This is a genomic window from Methylobacterium oryzihabitans, assembly GCF_004004555.2.
GTDB lineage: Bacteria > Pseudomonadota > Alphaproteobacteria > Rhizobiales > Beijerinckiaceae > Methylobacterium > Methylobacterium oryzihabitans.
Window position 1 is genome coordinate 41,750 of the sequence record NZ_SACP01000037.1, and the last position, 17,129, is coordinate 58,878.

16 protein-coding genes are annotated in these 17,129 nt (G+C 73.5%); 12 read left to right on the plus strand and 4 right to left on the minus strand.

Annotation, left to right across the window (positions count from 1 at the left end; genetic code table 11):
- Window positions 1–149: 149 nt before the first annotated feature.
- The 4 genes from EOE48_RS25130 to EOE48_RS25145 all read right to left on the minus strand — a co-directional run bounded on the left by EOE48_RS25130 (window position 150) and on the right by EOE48_RS25145 (window position 4,643).
- On the minus strand, window positions 150–1,205 hold the full coding sequence (locus tag EOE48_RS25130) for a DNA polymerase III subunit delta' (RefSeq protein WP_127733627.1): 1,056 nt from the start codon (window positions 1,203–1,205) through the stop codon (window positions 150–152).
- Window positions 1,195–1,896 carry a dTMP kinase gene (gene tmk / locus EOE48_RS25135; protein ID WP_127733628.1) on the minus strand — a complete coding sequence of 234 codons (702 nt, stop codon included), beginning with the start codon at window positions 1,894–1,896 and terminating at the stop codon, window positions 1,195–1,197. Before tmk ends, EOE48_RS25130 begins: the two co-directional genes overlap by 11 nt.
- 59 nt (window positions 1,897–1,955) lie before the next feature.
- Window positions 1,956–3,161: a D-alanyl-D-alanine carboxypeptidase family protein gene (locus EOE48_RS25140; protein WP_127733629.1), complete on the minus strand. Its 1,206-nt coding sequence runs from the start codon at window positions 3,159–3,161 to the stop codon at window positions 1,956–1,958.
- Window positions 3,162–3,263: 102 nt separating this feature from the next.
- On the minus strand, window positions 3,264–4,643 hold the full coding sequence (locus EOE48_RS25145) for a septal ring lytic transglycosylase RlpA family protein (protein WP_127733630.1): 1,380 nt from the start codon (window positions 4,641–4,643) through the stop codon (window positions 3,264–3,266).
- A 450-nt stretch (window positions 4,644–5,093) separates the two neighbouring features.
- Here EOE48_RS25145 and EOE48_RS25150 point away from each other — a divergent pair, with 450 nt between their 5' ends.
- The 12 genes from EOE48_RS25150 to EOE48_RS25200 all read left to right on the plus strand — a co-directional run bounded on the left by EOE48_RS25150 (window position 5,094) and on the right by EOE48_RS25200 (window position 16,904).
- Window positions 5,094–5,366, plus strand: a complete 273-nt coding sequence (locus tag EOE48_RS25150; protein ID WP_127733631.1) for a hypothetical protein — start codon at window positions 5,094–5,096, stop codon at window positions 5,364–5,366.
- A gap of 125 nt (window positions 5,367–5,491) precedes the next feature.
- Window positions 5,492–6,655, plus strand: coding sequence for a cystathionine gamma-synthase (gene metB, locus EOE48_RS25155; protein ID WP_127733632.1), 1,164 nt, complete (start codon window positions 5,492–5,494; stop codon window positions 6,653–6,655).
- A 246-nt stretch (window positions 6,656–6,901) separates the two neighbouring features.
- A complete protein-coding gene (locus tag EOE48_RS25160; RefSeq protein WP_127733633.1) occupies window positions 6,902–7,882 on the plus strand; it encodes a sulfurtransferase in 981 nt (326 codons plus the stop codon).
- A gap of 10 nt (window positions 7,883–7,892) precedes the next feature.
- Window positions 7,893–9,104, plus strand: a complete 1,212-nt coding sequence (locus tag EOE48_RS25165) for a YeeE/YedE family protein (protein ID WP_210249598.1) — start codon at window positions 7,893–7,895, stop codon at window positions 9,102–9,104.
- A 177-nt stretch (window positions 9,105–9,281) separates the two neighbouring features.
- On the plus strand, window positions 9,282–10,313 hold the full coding sequence (locus EOE48_RS25170; protein WP_127733634.1) for an ABC transporter substrate-binding protein: 1,032 nt from the start codon (window positions 9,282–9,284) through the stop codon (window positions 10,311–10,313).
- A 10-nt stretch (window positions 10,314–10,323) separates the two neighbouring features.
- Window positions 10,324–11,184 carry an ABC transporter ATP-binding protein gene (locus EOE48_RS25175; RefSeq protein WP_127733635.1) on the plus strand — a complete coding sequence of 287 codons (861 nt, stop codon included), beginning with the start codon at window positions 10,324–10,326 and terminating at the stop codon, window positions 11,182–11,184.
- On the plus strand, window positions 11,181–12,053 hold the full coding sequence (locus EOE48_RS25180; RefSeq protein ID WP_127733636.1) for an ABC transporter permease: 873 nt from the start codon (window positions 11,181–11,183) through the stop codon (window positions 12,051–12,053). The genes EOE48_RS25175 and EOE48_RS25180 overlap by 4 nt, the downstream gene beginning before the upstream one ends.
- A gap of 34 nt (window positions 12,054–12,087) precedes the next feature.
- Window positions 12,088–13,422, plus strand: a complete 1,335-nt coding sequence (locus EOE48_RS25185) for an LLM class flavin-dependent oxidoreductase (RefSeq protein ID WP_127733637.1) — start codon at window positions 12,088–12,090, stop codon at window positions 13,420–13,422.
- A gap of 210 nt (window positions 13,423–13,632) precedes the next feature.
- On the plus strand, window positions 13,633–13,899 hold the full coding sequence (locus tag EOE48_RS25190) for a hypothetical protein (RefSeq protein ID WP_127733638.1): 267 nt from the start codon (window positions 13,633–13,635) through the stop codon (window positions 13,897–13,899).
- 19 nt (window positions 13,900–13,918) lie between these two features.
- Window positions 13,919–14,371 (plus strand): hypothetical protein, encoded by a 453-nt coding sequence (locus EOE48_RS25195; RefSeq protein ID WP_127733639.1) that lies wholly within the window; start codon window positions 13,919–13,921, stop codon window positions 14,369–14,371.
- Window positions 14,372–14,484: 113 nt separating this feature from the next.
- A complete protein-coding gene (locus EOE48_RS29360; RefSeq protein ID WP_187371541.1) occupies window positions 14,485–14,652 on the plus strand; it encodes a hypothetical protein in 168 nt (55 codons plus the stop codon).
- A 179-nt stretch (window positions 14,653–14,831) separates the two neighbouring features.
- On the plus strand, window positions 14,832–16,904 hold the full coding sequence (locus tag EOE48_RS25200; RefSeq protein WP_127733640.1) for a caspase family protein: 2,073 nt from the start codon (window positions 14,832–14,834) through the stop codon (window positions 16,902–16,904).
- Window positions 16,905–17,129: the final 225 nt, after the last annotated feature.

Below are 17,129 nucleotides of genomic sequence, written 5' to 3' on the forward strand. Positions count from 1 at the left end.
TCCGTGTGCCGGCAACGTCGCCATCCACGGACGCTTCGCGACTTCTTGTGCTGGTTCCCGGATCTCCTTCCGCTGACGCTTCAGTCGTCCGGGAAAAGGGGTGCTTCTCACCCCCGATCCTGTGGCAGGGCCGTGCCGTCCGCGGCCCCCTACCCCAACGCCGCCATCTCGCCGAACGCGCCGAGCAGCACCGGGCGCTTGTCGAGGTTGTAGGTCTGCGCCTCGCGGGCGGCCCGGGCGATGCGCTCGCTCGCCTCGGCGAGCGCCGCCAGCTCCCCCGGCGGGGCGGCGAGGCGGCGGCCGATCTCGGCGGAGAGGTGGCGCTGCAGCGTGTCGAGGGCGACGGCGTAATGCGCCTCGGCCTCGCGGGCCGACAGGCGCTCGGCGAGCGACAGCACCCGGCGCCAGTCGGTCCGGCCGCCGCCGGCGATCAGCGCCTCGACCTCGTCCACCACCGCCAGCGTGCCGGGATCGAGCAGGTCGACCGCGCGGGCGACCGAGCCCTCGCTGAGGGCGGCGGCGCGGGCGAGCGCCTCGGGCGCCTGGGCGCCGCCGGGCGGGTGGAACCCGGCGAGGACCCGCAGCACCTCGGCCTCCGCGAGCGGGCGCAGCGCCAGCCGCCGGCAGCGCGAGCGGATCGTCGGCAGCAGCCGGCCGGGGGCGTGGCTGACGATGAGGAACAGGGCGCGCGGCGGCGGCTCCTCGATGAGCTTGAGCAGCGCGTTGGCGCTGGCGAGGTTCAGCTCCTCGGCGCAGTCGACGACGCAGATCCGGTAGCCGGCATCGGCCGAGGTCTCGGCGAACAGGTGCAGCGCCCGGCGCGCCGCGTCGACGGTGATCTGGGTGCCGACGGTCTTGGCGCCGGGCGCCCGCTGGCGGCGCAGCAGCACGAGGTTGGGATGCGACAGCCCGGCGACCTGCCGCGCCACCGGGTGCCCGGCCGGCACGTCGAGGCTGTCCGGCGTGCCGCGGCCGGCGCCGTGGGCGAGCAGGTGGCGGGCGACCCGGAAGGCCAGCGTCGCCTTGCCGATGCCCCGCGGCCCCCCGAGCAGCCAGGCGTGGTGCAGCCGGCCCGAGCCGATCGCCTCGCGGAAGGCGCGCTCGGCCGACTCCTGGCCGACCAGGGCGCCCTGCTCGCGCGGCCGCGGCAGGCCCGCGACCTCGCCCGGCTCCAGTTCGTCGGCGTCGCTTCTCTCAGGCGGCATCGCGGCGGATCCCGGCGGCGAGGTGGGGCAGGCGGTCGACGACGGCGGCGCGCACCGCCTCGGCGACCGCGTCGGGCTCGGCGGCGGCGTCGACGAGCACGCAGCGCCCCGGCTCCGCCGCCGCGATGGCGCGGAACGCCGCGCGCAGGCGCTGGTGGAAGCCGAGCGCCTCGGCCTCGAAGCGGTCCGGGGCCTCGCCGGCGGCGCGCCCGCGCCGTCCGGCCCGGGCGAGCCCGGTCTCCGGCGGCAGGTCGAGGATCAGGGTCAGGTCCGGCCGGGTCGGCCCGACCACCACCCGCTCCAGGGCGTCGAGCCCGGCCTCGTCGACGCCTCCGGCGGCACCGCCGCCCGCTGCCCCCTGGTAGGCCCGGGTCGAGTCGCAGAAGCGGTCGCACAGCACCACCGCGCCGCGGGCCAGCGCCGGGCGGATCACGCCGTCGAGATGGTCGAGGCGGGCGGCGGAGAACAGCAGCGCCTCGGCGAACGGCCCGTAGGGCTTGGCGGCGCCGGCGAGCAGGGCGGCGCGGATCCGCTCCGCCCGCGGCGTGCCGCCGGGCTCGCGGGTCGTCACCACCTCCCGGGGGCCCGGCCGCAGCAGGGCGGCGAGGCGGGCGATCTGGGTCGACTTGCCGGCCCCCTCCCCGCCCTCGAAGGTGATGAAGGCGCCCGGCCCCGTCCCCGCGTCGGTCACGGCCGGTCCGTCACGACTTCCGGTTGAGGTCACGACTTGTGAGGTCACGACTTGTGAGGTCACGACTTGCCGGTGAGCTTGGCGAAGGCGCCGCGGACCCAGCCGCCGCCGACCTCCACCGCCGCGTCCATCGCCCGCTGGGTCATGGTGCCGGCGGGCACCTCCTCGGCGGTCTGGAGCGGCATGTCGAGCACGACCGCGTCGTTGCGGGTCACCCGCAGGCGCGCGACCTCCTTGCCCGCCGCCACCGGGGCGATCAGAGGGCCCTGGTAGACCACCCGGGCGCTGATGCGGTCGCCCGAGCCGCGCGGCAGCAGCAGCCGCACCGGCTTCTTCGCCACCAGCGGCACCCGGCCCTTGCCGCCGCCGAACACCTCGGCCTCGGCCACCGTCTCGCCGGGGGCGAAGACCTGCCGCGCCTCGAAGGCGCGAAACCCCCAGTCGAGCAGCTTGCGCGATTCCGCCGCCCGGTCGCGGGCGGTCTTGAGGCCGCTCACCACCAGCACGAGGCGCTGGCCGTTCTGCACCGCCGAGCCGGTCAGGCCGTAGCCGGATTCCTCGAGGTAGCCGGTCTTCAGCCCGTCGGCGCCGATGTCGAGGGCGAGCAGCGGGTTGCGGTTCTGCTGGCGGATCTTGTTCCAGGTGAACTCGCGCTCGGCAAAGAGCTTGTACTCCTCCGGATAGGTCTCGATCAGGTGGATCGCCAGCTTCGACAGGTCGCGGGCGGTGACCTTCTGGTCGGGGGCCGAGTAGCCGGTGGCGTTGCGGAAGGTCGACTTGGTCAGCCCGATCTCGCGGGCGTGACGGTTCATGATCTGGGAAAAGTTCTCCTCGGTGCCGGCGACGCCCTCGGCGGCCGCGATCGAGGCGTCGTTGCCGGACTGCACGATGATGCCGCGCAGGAGGTCGGACAGCTTCACCTTGCTGTTGAGCTGGGCGAACATCGACGAGCCGCCGCCGCCGGCCCCGCCGCGCCGCCAGGCGTTCTCGCTGATCGTGAACTCGGTGTCCGGGCTGAGGCGGCCCTGGCGGATCTCGTCGAACAGCACCTCGACGGTCATCAGCTTGGCCATGCTGGCCGGGGAGAACAGCTCGTCCGCCGCCTTCTCGAACAGCACCGAGCCGGTATCGGCGTCGATCAGGATCGCGTGCGGGGCGATCGTCTGGAAGCCCTGCGCCCGGGCCGGCCCGAGGCAGGCCAGCGCCAGGGCCACCCCCGCGGCGAGGCCCGCGATCCCCCGGCGCGTCGTCCCTGCCCTCGCCATGCCGCCACCGTCTCCTGCTGCCGACCCACCGTCACTGTGCCGCCCCGGACGGGCCGGCGCAACCGCGCTCGCTGCATCGCGGCACGGGGCCGCGCACCCGCGTCAGAGCATGCCCGCGACCTTGGCGCGCTTGCTCGCCGCGCCCTTGCCGGCGTCGGGCTTGCCCGACTCGGACTTGGCCGACTCGGACTTGCCGGCATCCTTGCCGGTCTCCGCCTTCGCGAGCGTGCCGCCGGCGGCCGGCTTGGCCCCCTGGACGGTCCTGATCGCCGGCCCGGCGCCGCGCTCCGGCGGGGCGCCGCCGAGGCGCAAGGGCGGTGCCAGGGGCAGCGGACCCGGGCCGCGGGCGCCGGCCTTGGCCGCCGGCGCCGGGGCCTGCGCCACCACGAGGCGGCCGGACTTGGCCGCAGCGGCGGCGGGAGCCGTGCCGGCCGCCGCGCCCTTGGCGGGCGCGCCGGGCTTGGCCGCGAGGCCCGCGACCTTGACCGGGACGCCGGCCGGCGCGGCGCCGGGCTTCCCGCCGGGATGCGAGGCGAAGGCCAGGGCCCTGTCGGCGGACGGCGCAGCGGACGGTGCGGCGTACTTGGCCGCCGCGACCCGGACCGCAGCATGCGAGACTGGTTTCGCGGGAATCGGCTCGGCCTGGGCCAGCCGCACCGGCGCCGGGGCGCGGCGGGGGGCGTCGCCCTCCTCCGAGGCCGGGCGGTAGGCGAGCGGCCGGGTCTCGGTCTCGGCCTCGGCGACCAGGATGCTCGTCGGCGCCCGCTGGCCGCCGTCGCGCAGGGTCGCCATCAGCACCCGGTCGTCGCTGCCGGCCACCGGCGCCTTGCCGACATACTCGACCCGCACCCTGGTGGTGCCGCGGCGGTGGAAGCCGAGGGCCTCGGACACGGCCTGCGACACGTCCATCAGCCGGTCGGCGTGGTAGGGGCCGCGGTCGTTGACCCGCACCACCATCGAGCGGCCGTTGCTCACGTTCGTGACCCGGGCGTAGCTCGGCAGCGGCAGGGTCGGGTGGGCGGCCGCCACCGCGAAACGGTCGAACACCTCGCCGTTGGCGGTCATGCGGCCGTGGAAGGCGGTGCCGTACCACGAGGCCAGCCCCTCGCGCACGTAGCCGCGGGCGTCCTGGCGCGGCACGTAGGTCTTGCCGGCGACGACGTAGGGCTTGCCGGTCATCGGCCGGCCGCCGCCCTTCGGAATCGGGTCGTTCTCGCCGTAGAGCCGCGGGCTCGGGGCGACGCCGTATTTCGGGTCGACCTCGCGGGTGGCGCTGCGCGTGCCGCCGCTGCCGACGCTCGGGGGCGTGCCGGCGCAGTTCGCCACCGCCAGCGCGAGGCCGGCGGCCCCGGCGATCCGCCACAGCGGCGAGGGCGACCACGACAGCCGCGGGGCACCCCAGGCCGGCGCCCGGTGCCGGGGGGACTCGGAGGCGCCGGTCGGGTCCGGGGCGGCTCGGCTCGGGGGATCGCGGTCCGTCATGGCGCCACCCTGCCCCGAGGCCGTTAACGACGTCTCACTGTCGCGGCGGTTTTCAACCGCCGATTCCGGCCCCGGCCGGGTGCCGGATGCCGGCCCGGCGGCGGCCGGGTTCCGGGCCAAGGCCCTGATCCGCAACCCGGAACCGGCGCCGGGCCGCCGCGCGGCCGCGGCAGGCCGGGCCGGCGGGCGGCGAGGGCGCCGCCGCGGCAGGGTCAACGGGATCGCTCGAATGCGCGGCGATCCCGGATCGTCACCGGTCCGCACAGTCTCGGTGGTGTCCGGTTCATGACGAGCCATGTTTCTTCGACGAAACGATAGTGCGATTTTACGGTTTATGCCGGCAGGTGTAGGCAGAATGCCGTTTTGACGGCCGGACGGATCCGCGTCATCTTCTTCTCAACGCAGCAAGGACGCTGCGTCACCGCCTCTTCACCCGCGTTGGAGGACACCATGATGAAGTCCGTGATGATCGCCGGCCTGCTCACCCTCGGTCTCGCCGGCTCCGCCTCGGCCGCCGGGCTGCGCCTCGACGACGGCGTCTACGATCCGGGCCGGGACGCCCCGCAGACGGTCGCGGCCGCCTGGATCGGCCGCTACGGCCAGGTCTGCGTGCCCGGCCCGGTCTGGCTCCCGGCCTGCCACGCCACCGACACCCCGGGCGTCTACATCCCCGGCCACTGGAACCCGATGCACACCCAGTGGATCCCCGGCCACTACTCCTGACCGGGGCCGGCACTGCCGTCCGTCACAGCGAACAGAATCCTGTTGATTGCTCGTTTCGTTCTTTTTAGAGAACGACATCGCGTCGGCACAGGCCGGCGCCCGGGCTTCAGTGCAGGAGGACGACCGTGGCGGACGAGACGAGGCGCGCGGAGACGATCGCGGCCGCGAACGGGATCGGGACGGACACCGCCTTCGGGGCCGTGGCTCCCCCGCTCCACCTGTCGACGACCTACGCCTTCGCGGGCTTCGAGCAGCCGCGGGCCTACGACTATTCCCGGCTCGGCAACCCGACCCGCGACCAGCTCGCCGACACCCTGGCCAAGCTGGAGGGCGGCGCCAGTGCGGTGGTGGTGGCGAGCGGCATGGCGGCCCTCGACCTCGCCCTGTCGCCCCTGCGGCCCGGCGACCTCCTGGTGGCGCCGCACGATTGCTACGGCGGCACCCACCGGCTCCTGTCCCTGCGCGCCGCCCGCGGCCATTACCGCGTCGCCTTCGTCGACCAGACCGACGAGGCCGCCCTGGCCGGGATCCTGGCCGAGGGGCCCCGCCTCGTCCTGACCGAGACGCCGAGCAACCCGCTGATGCGGATCGTCGACCTGCGGCGCACCGCCGGGCGGGTGCGGGCGGCCGGTGCCCTGTTCGTCGTCGACAACACCTTCCTGTCGCCGGCGCTGCAGCAGCCGATCGCGCTCGGCGCCGACCTCGTGGTCCATTCCACCACCAAGTTCCTCAACGGCCATTCCGACGTGATCGGCGGCGCGGTCGTGGCCGCCGACGCGGGCCTCGGCGAGGAGCTGGCGGCCTGGGCCAACACGGTCGGGGTCACCGGCTCACCCTTCGACGCCTACCTGACCCTGCGCGGCATCCGCACCCTGTTCGCCCGCATCGAGCGCCAGCAGCGCAGCGCCGGCGCGATCGCGGCGTTCCTGGCCGGGCATCCGGCGGTGGCGCGCGTCCACTATCCGGGCCTGCCCGACCACCCGGGTCACGCCATCGCGCGGGCGCAGCAGAGCGGCTTCGGCGCGATGCTGAGCGCCGAGATCGCCGGCGGGCGCGACGCGGTCCGCCGGCTGGTCGAGGCTTGTCGGGTGTTCACCCTCGCGGAATCCCTCGGCGGGATCGAGAGCCTGATCGCCCATCCGGTGACGATGACGCACGCCGCGATGGACCCCGAGGCCCGCGCCCGGGCCGGCGTCGGCGACGGCCTGATCCGGCTCTCGGTCGGGCTCGAAGCCGAGAGCGACCTGCTGGCCGACCTCGCCCGGGCCCTCGACGCCGCGCGCGGGTGAGGGACGAACCACGCACGGGACGCCGGGATCATCCCCGTCGTTCTCGCGCCTGACGCAGCAGCAATCTTCTCGACGACTGCCGAAATAAGAACATCGCTTTCATTGACGCCGGCCGACTTCCCCGGACATCATCCCCGGACTTGGACGATCCGACCCGGATCTCCGAGGCGATCGATCATCACCCTCGCATCCCGCCGGCGCGCCCCGCCGGCCCGAGAGGATGCGCGCGAGCGGGGACCCACCACGATGCACGGCAGCCCTTTCCGGAGACCGGCCCTGGCCTGCGCCGCCCTGGCGGCGGCGTGGCTCCTGCCGGCCGCGCCCGCCCTGGCCAATGCCGGCGCGGCGCCCGCGCCGGCGGTGCGGGACGAGGCGAAGAGCCCGCTGGTCTCGACCGAGTGGCTGGAGAAGAACCTCGCGGCGCCAAAGCTGCGCATCGTCGAGGTCAGCGTCGATCCCGGAATCTACGAGCGCGGCCACATTCCCGGCGCCCACACCGTCGCCTGGCACACCGACCTCGTCGAGACGGTGAGCCGCGACATCGCCGGGCCGGAGAAATTCGCCGCCCTGGCGCGCCGCCTCGGCATCGACCGCGACAGCACGGTGGTGCTGTACGGCGACAACAACAACTGGTTCGCCGCCTGGGGCGCCTGGGTCTTCGCCCAGTACGGCCTCGTCGAGAACGTCAAGCTGCTGGATGGCGGCCGCAAGAAGTGGGAGGCCGAGAAGCGCCCGCTCGACACGACCACGCCGGAGGTCGCCGCCTCGACGTTTCCCGTCACCCCGGCCGCCGGCACCCTGCGGGCCCGCTTCGCCGACGTGCTCGCCGTGGCGCGCAAGGAGAAGGACGAGAGGATCCTCGACATCCGCTCGCCCGACGAGTTCTCCGGCAAGGTCATCGCCCCGGCCGGGGTGCAGGAACTGGCGGTGCGGGCCGGCCACATCCCGGGCTCGGTCAACGTGCCGTGGGGCAGGGCGGTCAACCCGGACGGCACCCTCAAGCCGGTGGCCGAACTGAGGAAGCTCTACGCCGAGGCCGGGATCGACGGCTCGAAGCCGGTCATCACCTCCTGCCGCATCGGCGAGCGCTCGAGCCATTCGTGGTTCGTGCTGAGCCGGGTGCTCGGCTACGACGCCCGCAACTACGACGGCTCGTGGACCGAGTACGGCAACGCCGTCGGCGTGCCGGTGGTCAACCTCGCCGGCACGGTCTGGGGCGGCAAGTGAGGGCGGGCCAGTGAAGGCGAGCGCGGCGGCCGTCCCCGCCGCGGCGCTCCCCGCCGGGACGGCCCTGCGCGTCGGCCTCGCCGCCGCGCTCGCCGCCGGGCTGGCCGGGGGCGCGTGGCACCTCTCGGGCGAGGCCGGCGGCGGCCGCCTCGCCCTCTCGCTCGTCTTCGGGGCGCTGTTCGGCTTCGTGCTCCAGCGCTCGCGCTTCTGCTTCCTGTGCCTGTGGCGCGACCTCCTCGACCACGGCGACCCGCGCGGGGCGCTCGGGGTGCTCGCCGCCCTGGCGGCGGGGCTCGCCGGCACCACCGTGCTGTTCGGCGCCTGGCTGCCCGACCCGTCCGGAACGCGGCTGCCGCCGGGCGCCCATATCGGCCCGGTCGGCCCGGTCCTGGCCCTGGCCGGCCTCGCCTTCGGGGCCGGCATGGCGGTGTCGGGCTCGTGCATCGGCGCCCATCTCTACCGCCTCGGCGAGGGCTCGCCGACGGCGCCCTTCGCGCTCCTGGGCGCCGCCCTCGGCTTCGGCCTCGGCTTCGCGACCTGGAACCCGCTCTACCTCGCCGGCGTGGCCGAGGCCCCGGTGGCGTGGCTGCCGCGCCATCTCGGCTATGGCGGGGCCCTCGTCGCCGGGCTCGCGGTGCTGGGCGCCATCGCCCTGTGGCTGCTGCGGCGCCGGCCGCTCCCGGCCGCGCCGGCACCGGCGTCCCGGGACCCGCTCCACGCGGTGTTCGTGGCGCGCTGGCCGGCCTGGCTCGGCGGGCTCGCGGTCGGGGCGATCGCGACGCTCGCCACCCTGCGCGTCGCCCCGCTCGGGGTCACCGCCGAGATCGGCGGACGCAGCCGGCAGGCGGCGGCGTCCCTCGGCCTGCTGCCGGAGCGGCTGGAGGGGCTCGACGGCCTGCGCGGCTGCGCCACGGCCTTGCGCGAGGGCCTCGTCACCCCCAACGGGCTGTTCGTCGGCGGCCTCGTGCTCGCCTCCCTGGCGGCGGCGCTCGCCGCCGGCCAGTTCCGGCCGGCCCGGCCGCGGCGCGGCCACGTCCTGCGCGGGCTGTCCGGCGGGATCCTGCTCGGCTGGGGGGCGATGACCGGGCTCGGCTGCAGCATCGGCACGCTGCTGTCGGGCATCATGGCCGGGGCCGTCTCGGGCTGGGTGTTCGCGGCCGCGATGCTCGTCGGCGCCACCGTCACGCTCCGCCTCGGCCGCCGGCTCGGCTGGCTCGCCTGAGCGCCGCCCGGCGCGAAGAAAAATAATCTTTCGGGAACGCGTGCGCCGCGAGATCATCGATCTCGCGGTGTACCGCCAAACAAAACAACGTTCTGGTTGACGACGACATCGTAGAACGACAGATTTCCCGCCAATCGAGCGGCGCGGCCGCGCACCCTTCAACGACGAGAGACCGTGATGACCACGCGACGCATCCTGCCGTCCCGCAGGCAGGCCGCCGCCCTGCTCGGCGGCCTCGCCCTGCTGGCCTCCGGCGCCGCGCCGGCGGCCGCCGAGGAGGGGCGCCTGCGCATCGCCAAGCAGTTCGGCATCGTCTACCTGCTGCTCAACGTCGCCGAGGATCAGGGGCTGATCGAGAAGCACGGCCGCAAGGCCGGCCTCGACATCAAGGTCGAGTACGTCCAGCTCTCCGGCGGCTCGGCGGTCAACGACGCGCTCCTGTCCGGCAGCATCGATGTCGCCAGCGCCGGCATCGGCCCGCTCTTCACCCTGTGGGACCGCACCCGCGGCCGGCAGAACGTCAAGGGCGTCGCCTCGCTCGGCAACTTCCCGTACTACCTCGTCAGCAACCGGCCCGAGGTGACGTCGATCGCCGATTTCGGCGACAAGGACCGCATCGCCCTGCCGGCGGTCGGCGTGTCGGTGCAGGCGCGCATCCTGCAATGGGCCGCGGCCAAGCAATGGGGCGACAAGGAATTCGCCCGGCTCGACCGGATCAGCGTGGCGCTGCCGCACCCGGAGGCGGCGGCCGCGATCATCAAGGGCGGCACCGAGATCACCGGCCATTTCGGCAACCCGCCGTTCCAGGAGCAGGAACTGGCCGAGAACCCGAACGCCCGCATCGTCCTGAACTCCTACGACGTCCAGGGCGGCCCCGCCTCCTCCACCGTGCTCTACGCGACGGAGAAGTTCGTCGCGAGCAGCCCGAAGACCTACGCGGCCTTCGTCGACGCCCTCGACGAGGCGGCGCGGTTCATCGCCGCCAATCCGGAGCAGGCCGCCGACATCTACATCAAGGCCACCGGCAGCCGGACCGACCGCGCCCTGCTGCTCAAGGTCATCCGGAACCCCGAGGTGACGTTCAAGGTCGAGCCGCAGAACACCCTCGGGCTCGGCCAGTTCATGCACCGGGTCGGCGCGATCAGGAACGAGCCGAAGGCCCTGGGCGACTACTTCTTCGCCGGGCCGCGGACGGGAGCGGGAAGCTGAGGAGCCGCGGATGACGCTGTTGGCCGAGCGCGAACCGGTCGCCGCGACGCGGCCCCCGGTCCTGCCCGTGGACGAGGTCCCCGCACCGCGCGCCCTGCCGGCGCCGCTGCTGCGCATCGCCGGCGTCTCGCTGGAATACCGCACGCCGGAGCGGGTGGTGCGCGCCGCCCACCGCATCGACCTCGACGTCCACGAGGCCGACCGCTTCGTCCTGCTCGGGCCGTCCGGCTGCGGCAAGTCCACCCTGCTCAAGGCGGTGGCGGGCTTCATCGCGCCGGTCGAGGGCACGATCACGCTCGCCGGCGCGCCGGTGCGCGGGCCGGGCCCCGACCGCATCGTGGTGTTTCAGGAATTCGACCAGCTTCCGCCGTGGAAGACCGTGGTCGAGAACGTCGCCTTCCCGCTGCGCGTCGCCCGCGGGTTCGGCCGCCGCGAGGCGCTGGAGCGCGCCCGCGCCACCATCGACAAGGTCGGCCTGTCGGCCTTCGCGACGAGCTACCCGCACCAGCTCTCCGGCGGCATGAAGCAGCGCGTCGCCATCGCGCGGGCGCTCGCCATGCAGCCCCGCGTGCTGCTGATGGACGAGCCCTTCGCGGCCCTCGACGCGCTCACCCGGCGCCGGATGCAGGAGGAACTGCTGGCGCTCTGGGACGAGTCCCGCCCGACCCTGCTGTTCGTCACCCACTCGATCGAGGAGGCGCTGGTGGTCGGCAACCGGATCGCCGTGCTCTCGCCCCATCCCGGCCGGGTCCGGGCGGAGGTCAACGCCCACGAGTTCGACCTGTCGAGCCTCGGCAGCCGCGCCTTCCAGGCCGCGGTCCAGCGCCTGCACGCGCGGCTGTTCGAGCCCGCCGCCGAGGCGCCGCGATGAGCCGGCTCGCCGTCCCGCCGATCCGCCCCGAGATCGACCGGATCCTGCCGCCCTTCGTCGAGGCGCCGGTCGCGCGCGCCCGGCCGTTGTCGGAGCGGCTATGGCAGCAGGGCTGGCTGCGCCGGGGCCTGATCCTCGCCGCCCTGGCGCTCGCCTGGGAGGGGCTGGCGCGCTGGCAGGACAACGACCTGCTGCTGCCGGGCTGCCTCGCCACCCTGTCGGCGCTGGCCGACGGCGTGGCGAGCGGAGAGATTCTGGACCGGGTGCGGATCTCGCTCACCGTCCTGGCCCAGGGCTACCTCGCCGGAATCGTCCTCGCCTTCGGGCTGACCTCGCTCGCGGTCTCGACCCAGTTCGGCCGCGACCTGCTCTCGACTTTGACCGCGATGTTCAACCCGCTGCCGGCGATCGCGCTGCTGCCGCTGGCGCTGCTGTGGTTCGGGCTCGGCACCGGCAGCCTCGTCTTCGTGCTGATCCACGCGGTGCTGTGGCCGCTGGCGCTCGCCACCTATGCCGGCTTCCAGGGCGTGCCCGAGACGCTGCGGATGGCCGGGCGCAACTACGGCCTCACCGGCCTCGCCTATGTCGGCCGCATCCTGGTCCCGGCGGCGCTGCCGGCGATCCTGTCGGGGCTCAAGATCGGCTGGGCCTTCGCGTGGCGGACGCTCATCGCGGCGGAACTCGTGTTCGGCGCCGCCTCGGGCCGCGGCGGCCTCGGCTGGTACATCTTCCAGAACCGCAACGAACTCTACACCGACCGGGTCTTCGCCGGCCTCCTCCTCGTCATCGCGATCGGGCTCGTGGTCGAGACCGTCGTGTTCGCGAGCCTGGAGCGGGTGACGGTCCGGCGCTGGGGCCAGGTCCGCTGAACAGCCGGCGCTGGTCCCCCTATCGAGTGAAACGATGACCCACGACACCCTGCGCCTCGGCGCCTTCTTCTACGCCACCGGCCACCACGTCGCCGGCTGGCGCCACCCGTCGAGCGAGGCCGACGGCGGCATCACCCTGAAGCGGTACATCGGCTGGGCGCAGCGGGCCGAGGCGGCGAAGTTCGACCTCGTGTTCCTGGAGGACGGCACCGGCATCCGCGACGGCGACCTGCGCTCCAGCGAGCGCACGGCGCGCTCGACGCATTTCGAGCCGGTGACGCTGCTCTCGGCGCTCGCCGCCGTCACCGAGCGGATCGGCCTCGTCGCCACCACCTCGACGAGCTTCAACGAGCCCTACAACGTCGCCCGCCGCTTCGCCTCCCTCGACCATCTCAGCGGCGGCCGGGCCGGCTGGAACCTCGTCACCTCGGCCACCGACCTGGAGGCGGCGAATTTCGGCAACGACCGCATCGCCCGCCACGCCGATCGCTACGAGCGGGCGGAGGAATTCGCCGACGTCGTGCTCGGCCTGTGGAACACCTGGGACGACGACGCGGTGGTGATCGACCGCGCGAGCGGCCAGTTCTCGAAGCCCGACGGCTTCCGGCCGCTCCACCACAAGGGCAAGCACTTCGAGGTCCGCGGCCCGCTCAACCTCTCGCGCTCGCCGCAGGGGCAGCCGGTGCTGGTCCAGGCCGGCTCGTCCGGCCCCGGCAGAGATCTCGCGGCGCGCACCGCCGAGATCGTGTTCACCGCCCACCAGACGCTGGCCGAGGCGGTGGAATTCTACGGCGACCTGAAGGCCCGCCTGCCCCGCTTCGGCCGGGCGCCCGGCGACCTCAAGGTGATGCCGGGGCTGTTTCCGGTCGTCGGGCGCACCGAGTCCGAGGCGCGGGCGAAGTTCGAGGAGTTGCAGGCGCTGATCGACCCGGTGGTCGGCCTCGCGCTGCTCGGGCGCATGGTCGGCGGCCACGACCTGTCGGGCCACGACCCCGACGGACCGGTGCCGGAACTGCCCGAGACCAACGGCGCCAAGTCGCGCCAGCAACTGATGGTCGACCTCGCCCGCCGCGAGGGTCTGAGCCTGCGCCAGCTCTACCTGCGCATCGCCGGGGCGCGGGGCCACTCGCAGGTCGTCGGCACCCCGGCCCAGATCGCCGACGAGATGGAGGAGCGGTTCCGCGCCGGCGGCGCCGACGGCTTCAACATCATGCCGCCGACTCTGCCCGGCGGGCTCGACGACTTCATCGAACTGGTGCTGCCGGAACTGCGCCGCCGCGGCCTCTTCCGGCACGAGTACGAGGGCTGCACCCTGCGCGAGCACATCGGCTCGCGGCCACCGGCCGGGTTCGGGCCGGCCAGGGCGTGATCCTGCGCGACGGCGACGTTCGCCGGCCATTCGGAGACTGTTCCGGTTCTGGTCGACGCGCCGCCGGCCCGGACCTGAAAAGGGCAGCACTCCTTACCCATATGCGCGTTGACAGCGGCACCGATTGGCGGAACATGCGTTCCTCGCCGGTGTTCGAACGAACCATCCGCCAACCGCGGCTTCGTCACTCATGGAAGCCTGGACGCTGCCATGTCCACGATCACGGCACCTGGAAGAAAGACACGGCCCGACATGCGAGTCCCTGCGACGTGGCGGACATTCCTGACGATCGTGACGATCGGCAAGGGCGCCCTCGCAGGCGCAGGGGCGGCCATCGCTCTGCTCGGCCTGTACGACGTTGCGGCTGCCGCCACGGCTCAGGAGTGGCTGCACCAGCTCAGGCCCGCCTCCATCGATGCCGCAACGGCAGGCGGCGGCGTGATCGGCGCCGCGATCACCTGGTTCGTCAACCGGTAGCTGCAACGACGCGACCGGCATGGAGACGCTGTCAAACGGGCTCGGCGCTCTGCTCGGCGCGGCCTCGGTGTTCGTCAAGCATGCGTTTTTCCCATCCGACGTCAACCAGATGACGGTGTTCTACCTCATCTGGATCGGCTTGTTTTTCATCATCAACACGGTTTGGGATATCGTCACGGACAAGACGCCGGCGTTCCACATCGCGACGATGAAGGACAAGATGGATGTCCTCTATGGGGCGTCCACGTTCTGCTCGAGCCTGCTCATCCTGATCGGATTGGTCAGCCCCGAAGTCGGAAAACTCTCCAAGGACACGATCCTGCCCCTCGTTCTGGCCGGTGGAGCCGGAATCCTGCGCGGCTTGCCGGCGCTGTGCCCCTACAAGCCCGAGATCGAGCGCAAGCCGGGCGAGAGCGCGGCGGACGGCAAGCCCCAGCCGCCCTCCCTTCAACCTCCGCCGGTCGTCCCTTAGCCCGCGGCCGGCACGCGCGATCCCATTTTCCTGTCGGCCCCTCGGCGAAACCCGCTCTGGCGCGCCCATGACCCTGGCGAGGGCGAAGCGATGCCCCGACCAGGGAGACCGACATGACCCGCACGATCCGTCAGATGCCCGCCGGCTGGCCCCTCCCGTCCGACGCGGACGGCCACGGCTCCGCCCTGGCGTGGTCGGACGGTCGCGCGATGCTCCTCACGCTGTCGCCGCTCCATCTCGTCGTGCTCAGCCTCGTCGTGGCGCTGTTCGCCGGCGGCTGAGATCTTGGCCGCGGCCGGAAGCTTGGCCGCGAACACTGCCCGAGACCCGGCAGAAGACTTGGCCCGAACGGATTGTTTCCGTCGCCGCCCGCGGCTAACCCTGTGCCGCGCCCGGGAGCGGGCGTGCCCCGTTTCGAGGACGACAGCCGGCCCGCGAGCCGGACAGGAGGACGACGCGCATGCCGAGACCGGCCCCCGCCCCGTGGCGACACCTTCGCTTCGCCGCCACGCTTCTCGGAGCGGTCCTCCTCGCCCGCGCCGTCCCCGAGGCGGCGGCCTTCGCCGACAACGCCGAGTCGGTCGCGGTGGTGATCGGCAACCGCAGCTACAAGCAGACCGTGCCGGTCGACTTCGCCCACAACGACGCCGAGGCGATCCGCAGCTACCTCGTCCAGCGCCTCGGCTACCGCGAGAGCAACGTCTTCGTCCTCAGGGACGCGACGCTCAACGAGTTCAACCAGGTCTTCGGCACCGAGCGCAATCCGCAATCGGGCCGGCTGTGGCGCAGCGTGCGCGAGGGCCGCTCGAACGTGTTCGTGTACTATTCCGGCCACGGCGTGCCGGACCTCGCGACGCGGCAGCCGTTCCTGCTGCCCGAGGACGGCAACCCCAACCAGGGCGAGAGCGGCTACGCGCTGGAGACGCTCTACCGCAACCTCGACCTCGTGAAGCGCAAGATCGGCCCCGGGCGCCAGCTCGTCGTGATGGTCGATGCCTGCTTCACCGGCGAGACCGGCCGCAAGGGCGAGAGCCTGCTGGCGGTCTCGGCCCCCGGCTTCGCCCCGGCCCGGCCGAAGACCGAGGCCGGCATCGTCCGGCTCGTCGCCACCTCCGGCGCCACCCCGGCGAACTGGGACGAGGCCAATCGGCTCGGCCTGCTCACCAGCCGGTTCCTGATGGGGGTGTCGGGACAGGCCGACGCGGCCGAGCAGCAGGGCGACGGCGACGGGCAGGTGCAGTGGCCCGAGCTCAAGCGCTACCTGCGCCGCGAGGTCGAGGAGGCGGCCCGCCGCGCCTCGGGCCGCGAGCAGGTGCCGGAGATCGACGACGCGCCGATCGTGCTCCAGGCGTCGCTGCCCGTCGAGGCGGTGGCGAAGGGCGTGGCGGCGATCCGCGACGAGGCGGCGTGGCGGCGCGCCGAGGCGCTCGGCACCCGCGAGGGCTTCGAGGCCTATGTCGGGGGCTGCGGCGAGGTCTGCGCCTACCGGCCCCAGGCGATGGACCGGCTGCTCGCCGGGCGGCGCCGGGACGCGGCGGCGGTCGACGGGGAGAACTGGGCGCGGTTCGGCGCCCGGCGCCAGTACCAGGCCTATCTCGATTCCTGCGGCGAGGTCTGCGCCTATCGCGGCCTCGCCGAGGGCTATCTCGGCGGCGCCGACCCGAGCGCCGACCCGCGGGTGAGGCGCTGCGACGACCTCGCCGCCGGCACCGACGACCCCGACCGGCCGGCCGGGGCGACCGGGGTCAAGCTCGGCCGCATCGAGCCCGCCGCCGCGATCGAGGCGTGCCGGGCGGCCGCCTCCGCCTACCCGCAGCTGCGCCGCCTGTCCTACCAGCTCGGCCGTGCCTACGATCGGGCCGACCGCTACCGGGAGGCCTTCGCCGCCTACGACGCGGCGGCGAAGGCCGGCAGCATCGCGGCGATGAACAACCTCGCGACGCTCTACGAGAACGGCCAGGGCGTGAAGCGCGGGCAGGCCGAGGCGCTCCGGCTCTACCGGCAGGCGGGCGAGGGCGGCAACGTCGTGGCGCTCGCCAACGCCGCCCGGATGCTCGAATACGGCAACGGCATCCCCAGGGACGAGGCCGGCGCGGTCGCGCTGTACAAGCGCGCGGTCGAGGGCGGCGACGTGCCGTCGATCTCGAAGCTGGTGCCGCACTACGCCACCGGCGCCCACGGCTTCCCCAAGGACCTGCGCCAGGGCTTCGACCTGTTCCGGCGGGCCGCCGACAAGGGCGACCCGGTCGCGATGGCGACGATGGCGACGCTGATCGACAACGGCTTCGGCCGCTACTTCCCCGGCGTGCGCTCCGCCGACATGGTGCTGCGCGCCCTCAGGCGCGGCGAGCTCGGCGCCGCCTCGGTCTCGGCCACCGACACCGCGGCCCAGAAGCTGAAGCCCGAGACGATCCGCACCGTCCAGCGGGCGATCAAGGACGCGGACTACTATCCGGGCGCGCTCGACGGCCGGTTCAACCCGGTCTTCGTGCGGGCGCTCGATCTCTACGCCAAGGCGAACGAGGCGGAATGAGCGGGCAACCGACGGACCGCCGCCCTGGCCCTCCCTCTGCGCAGGCTTGTCCGGGGAAAAATCTTTTCAAAATCAAGCGCGGGATCCCCTCTCCCGAGTGGGAGAGGGGTAGGGGTGAGGGTGGCTCGGTGCCAGGATCAAGCCCCCGACGTCGAGCTGCGCAACTCGACGGTCAGCATCTCATCCTGTACCCGAGCCACCCTCACCCCCCCCCCCCCCCCCCAC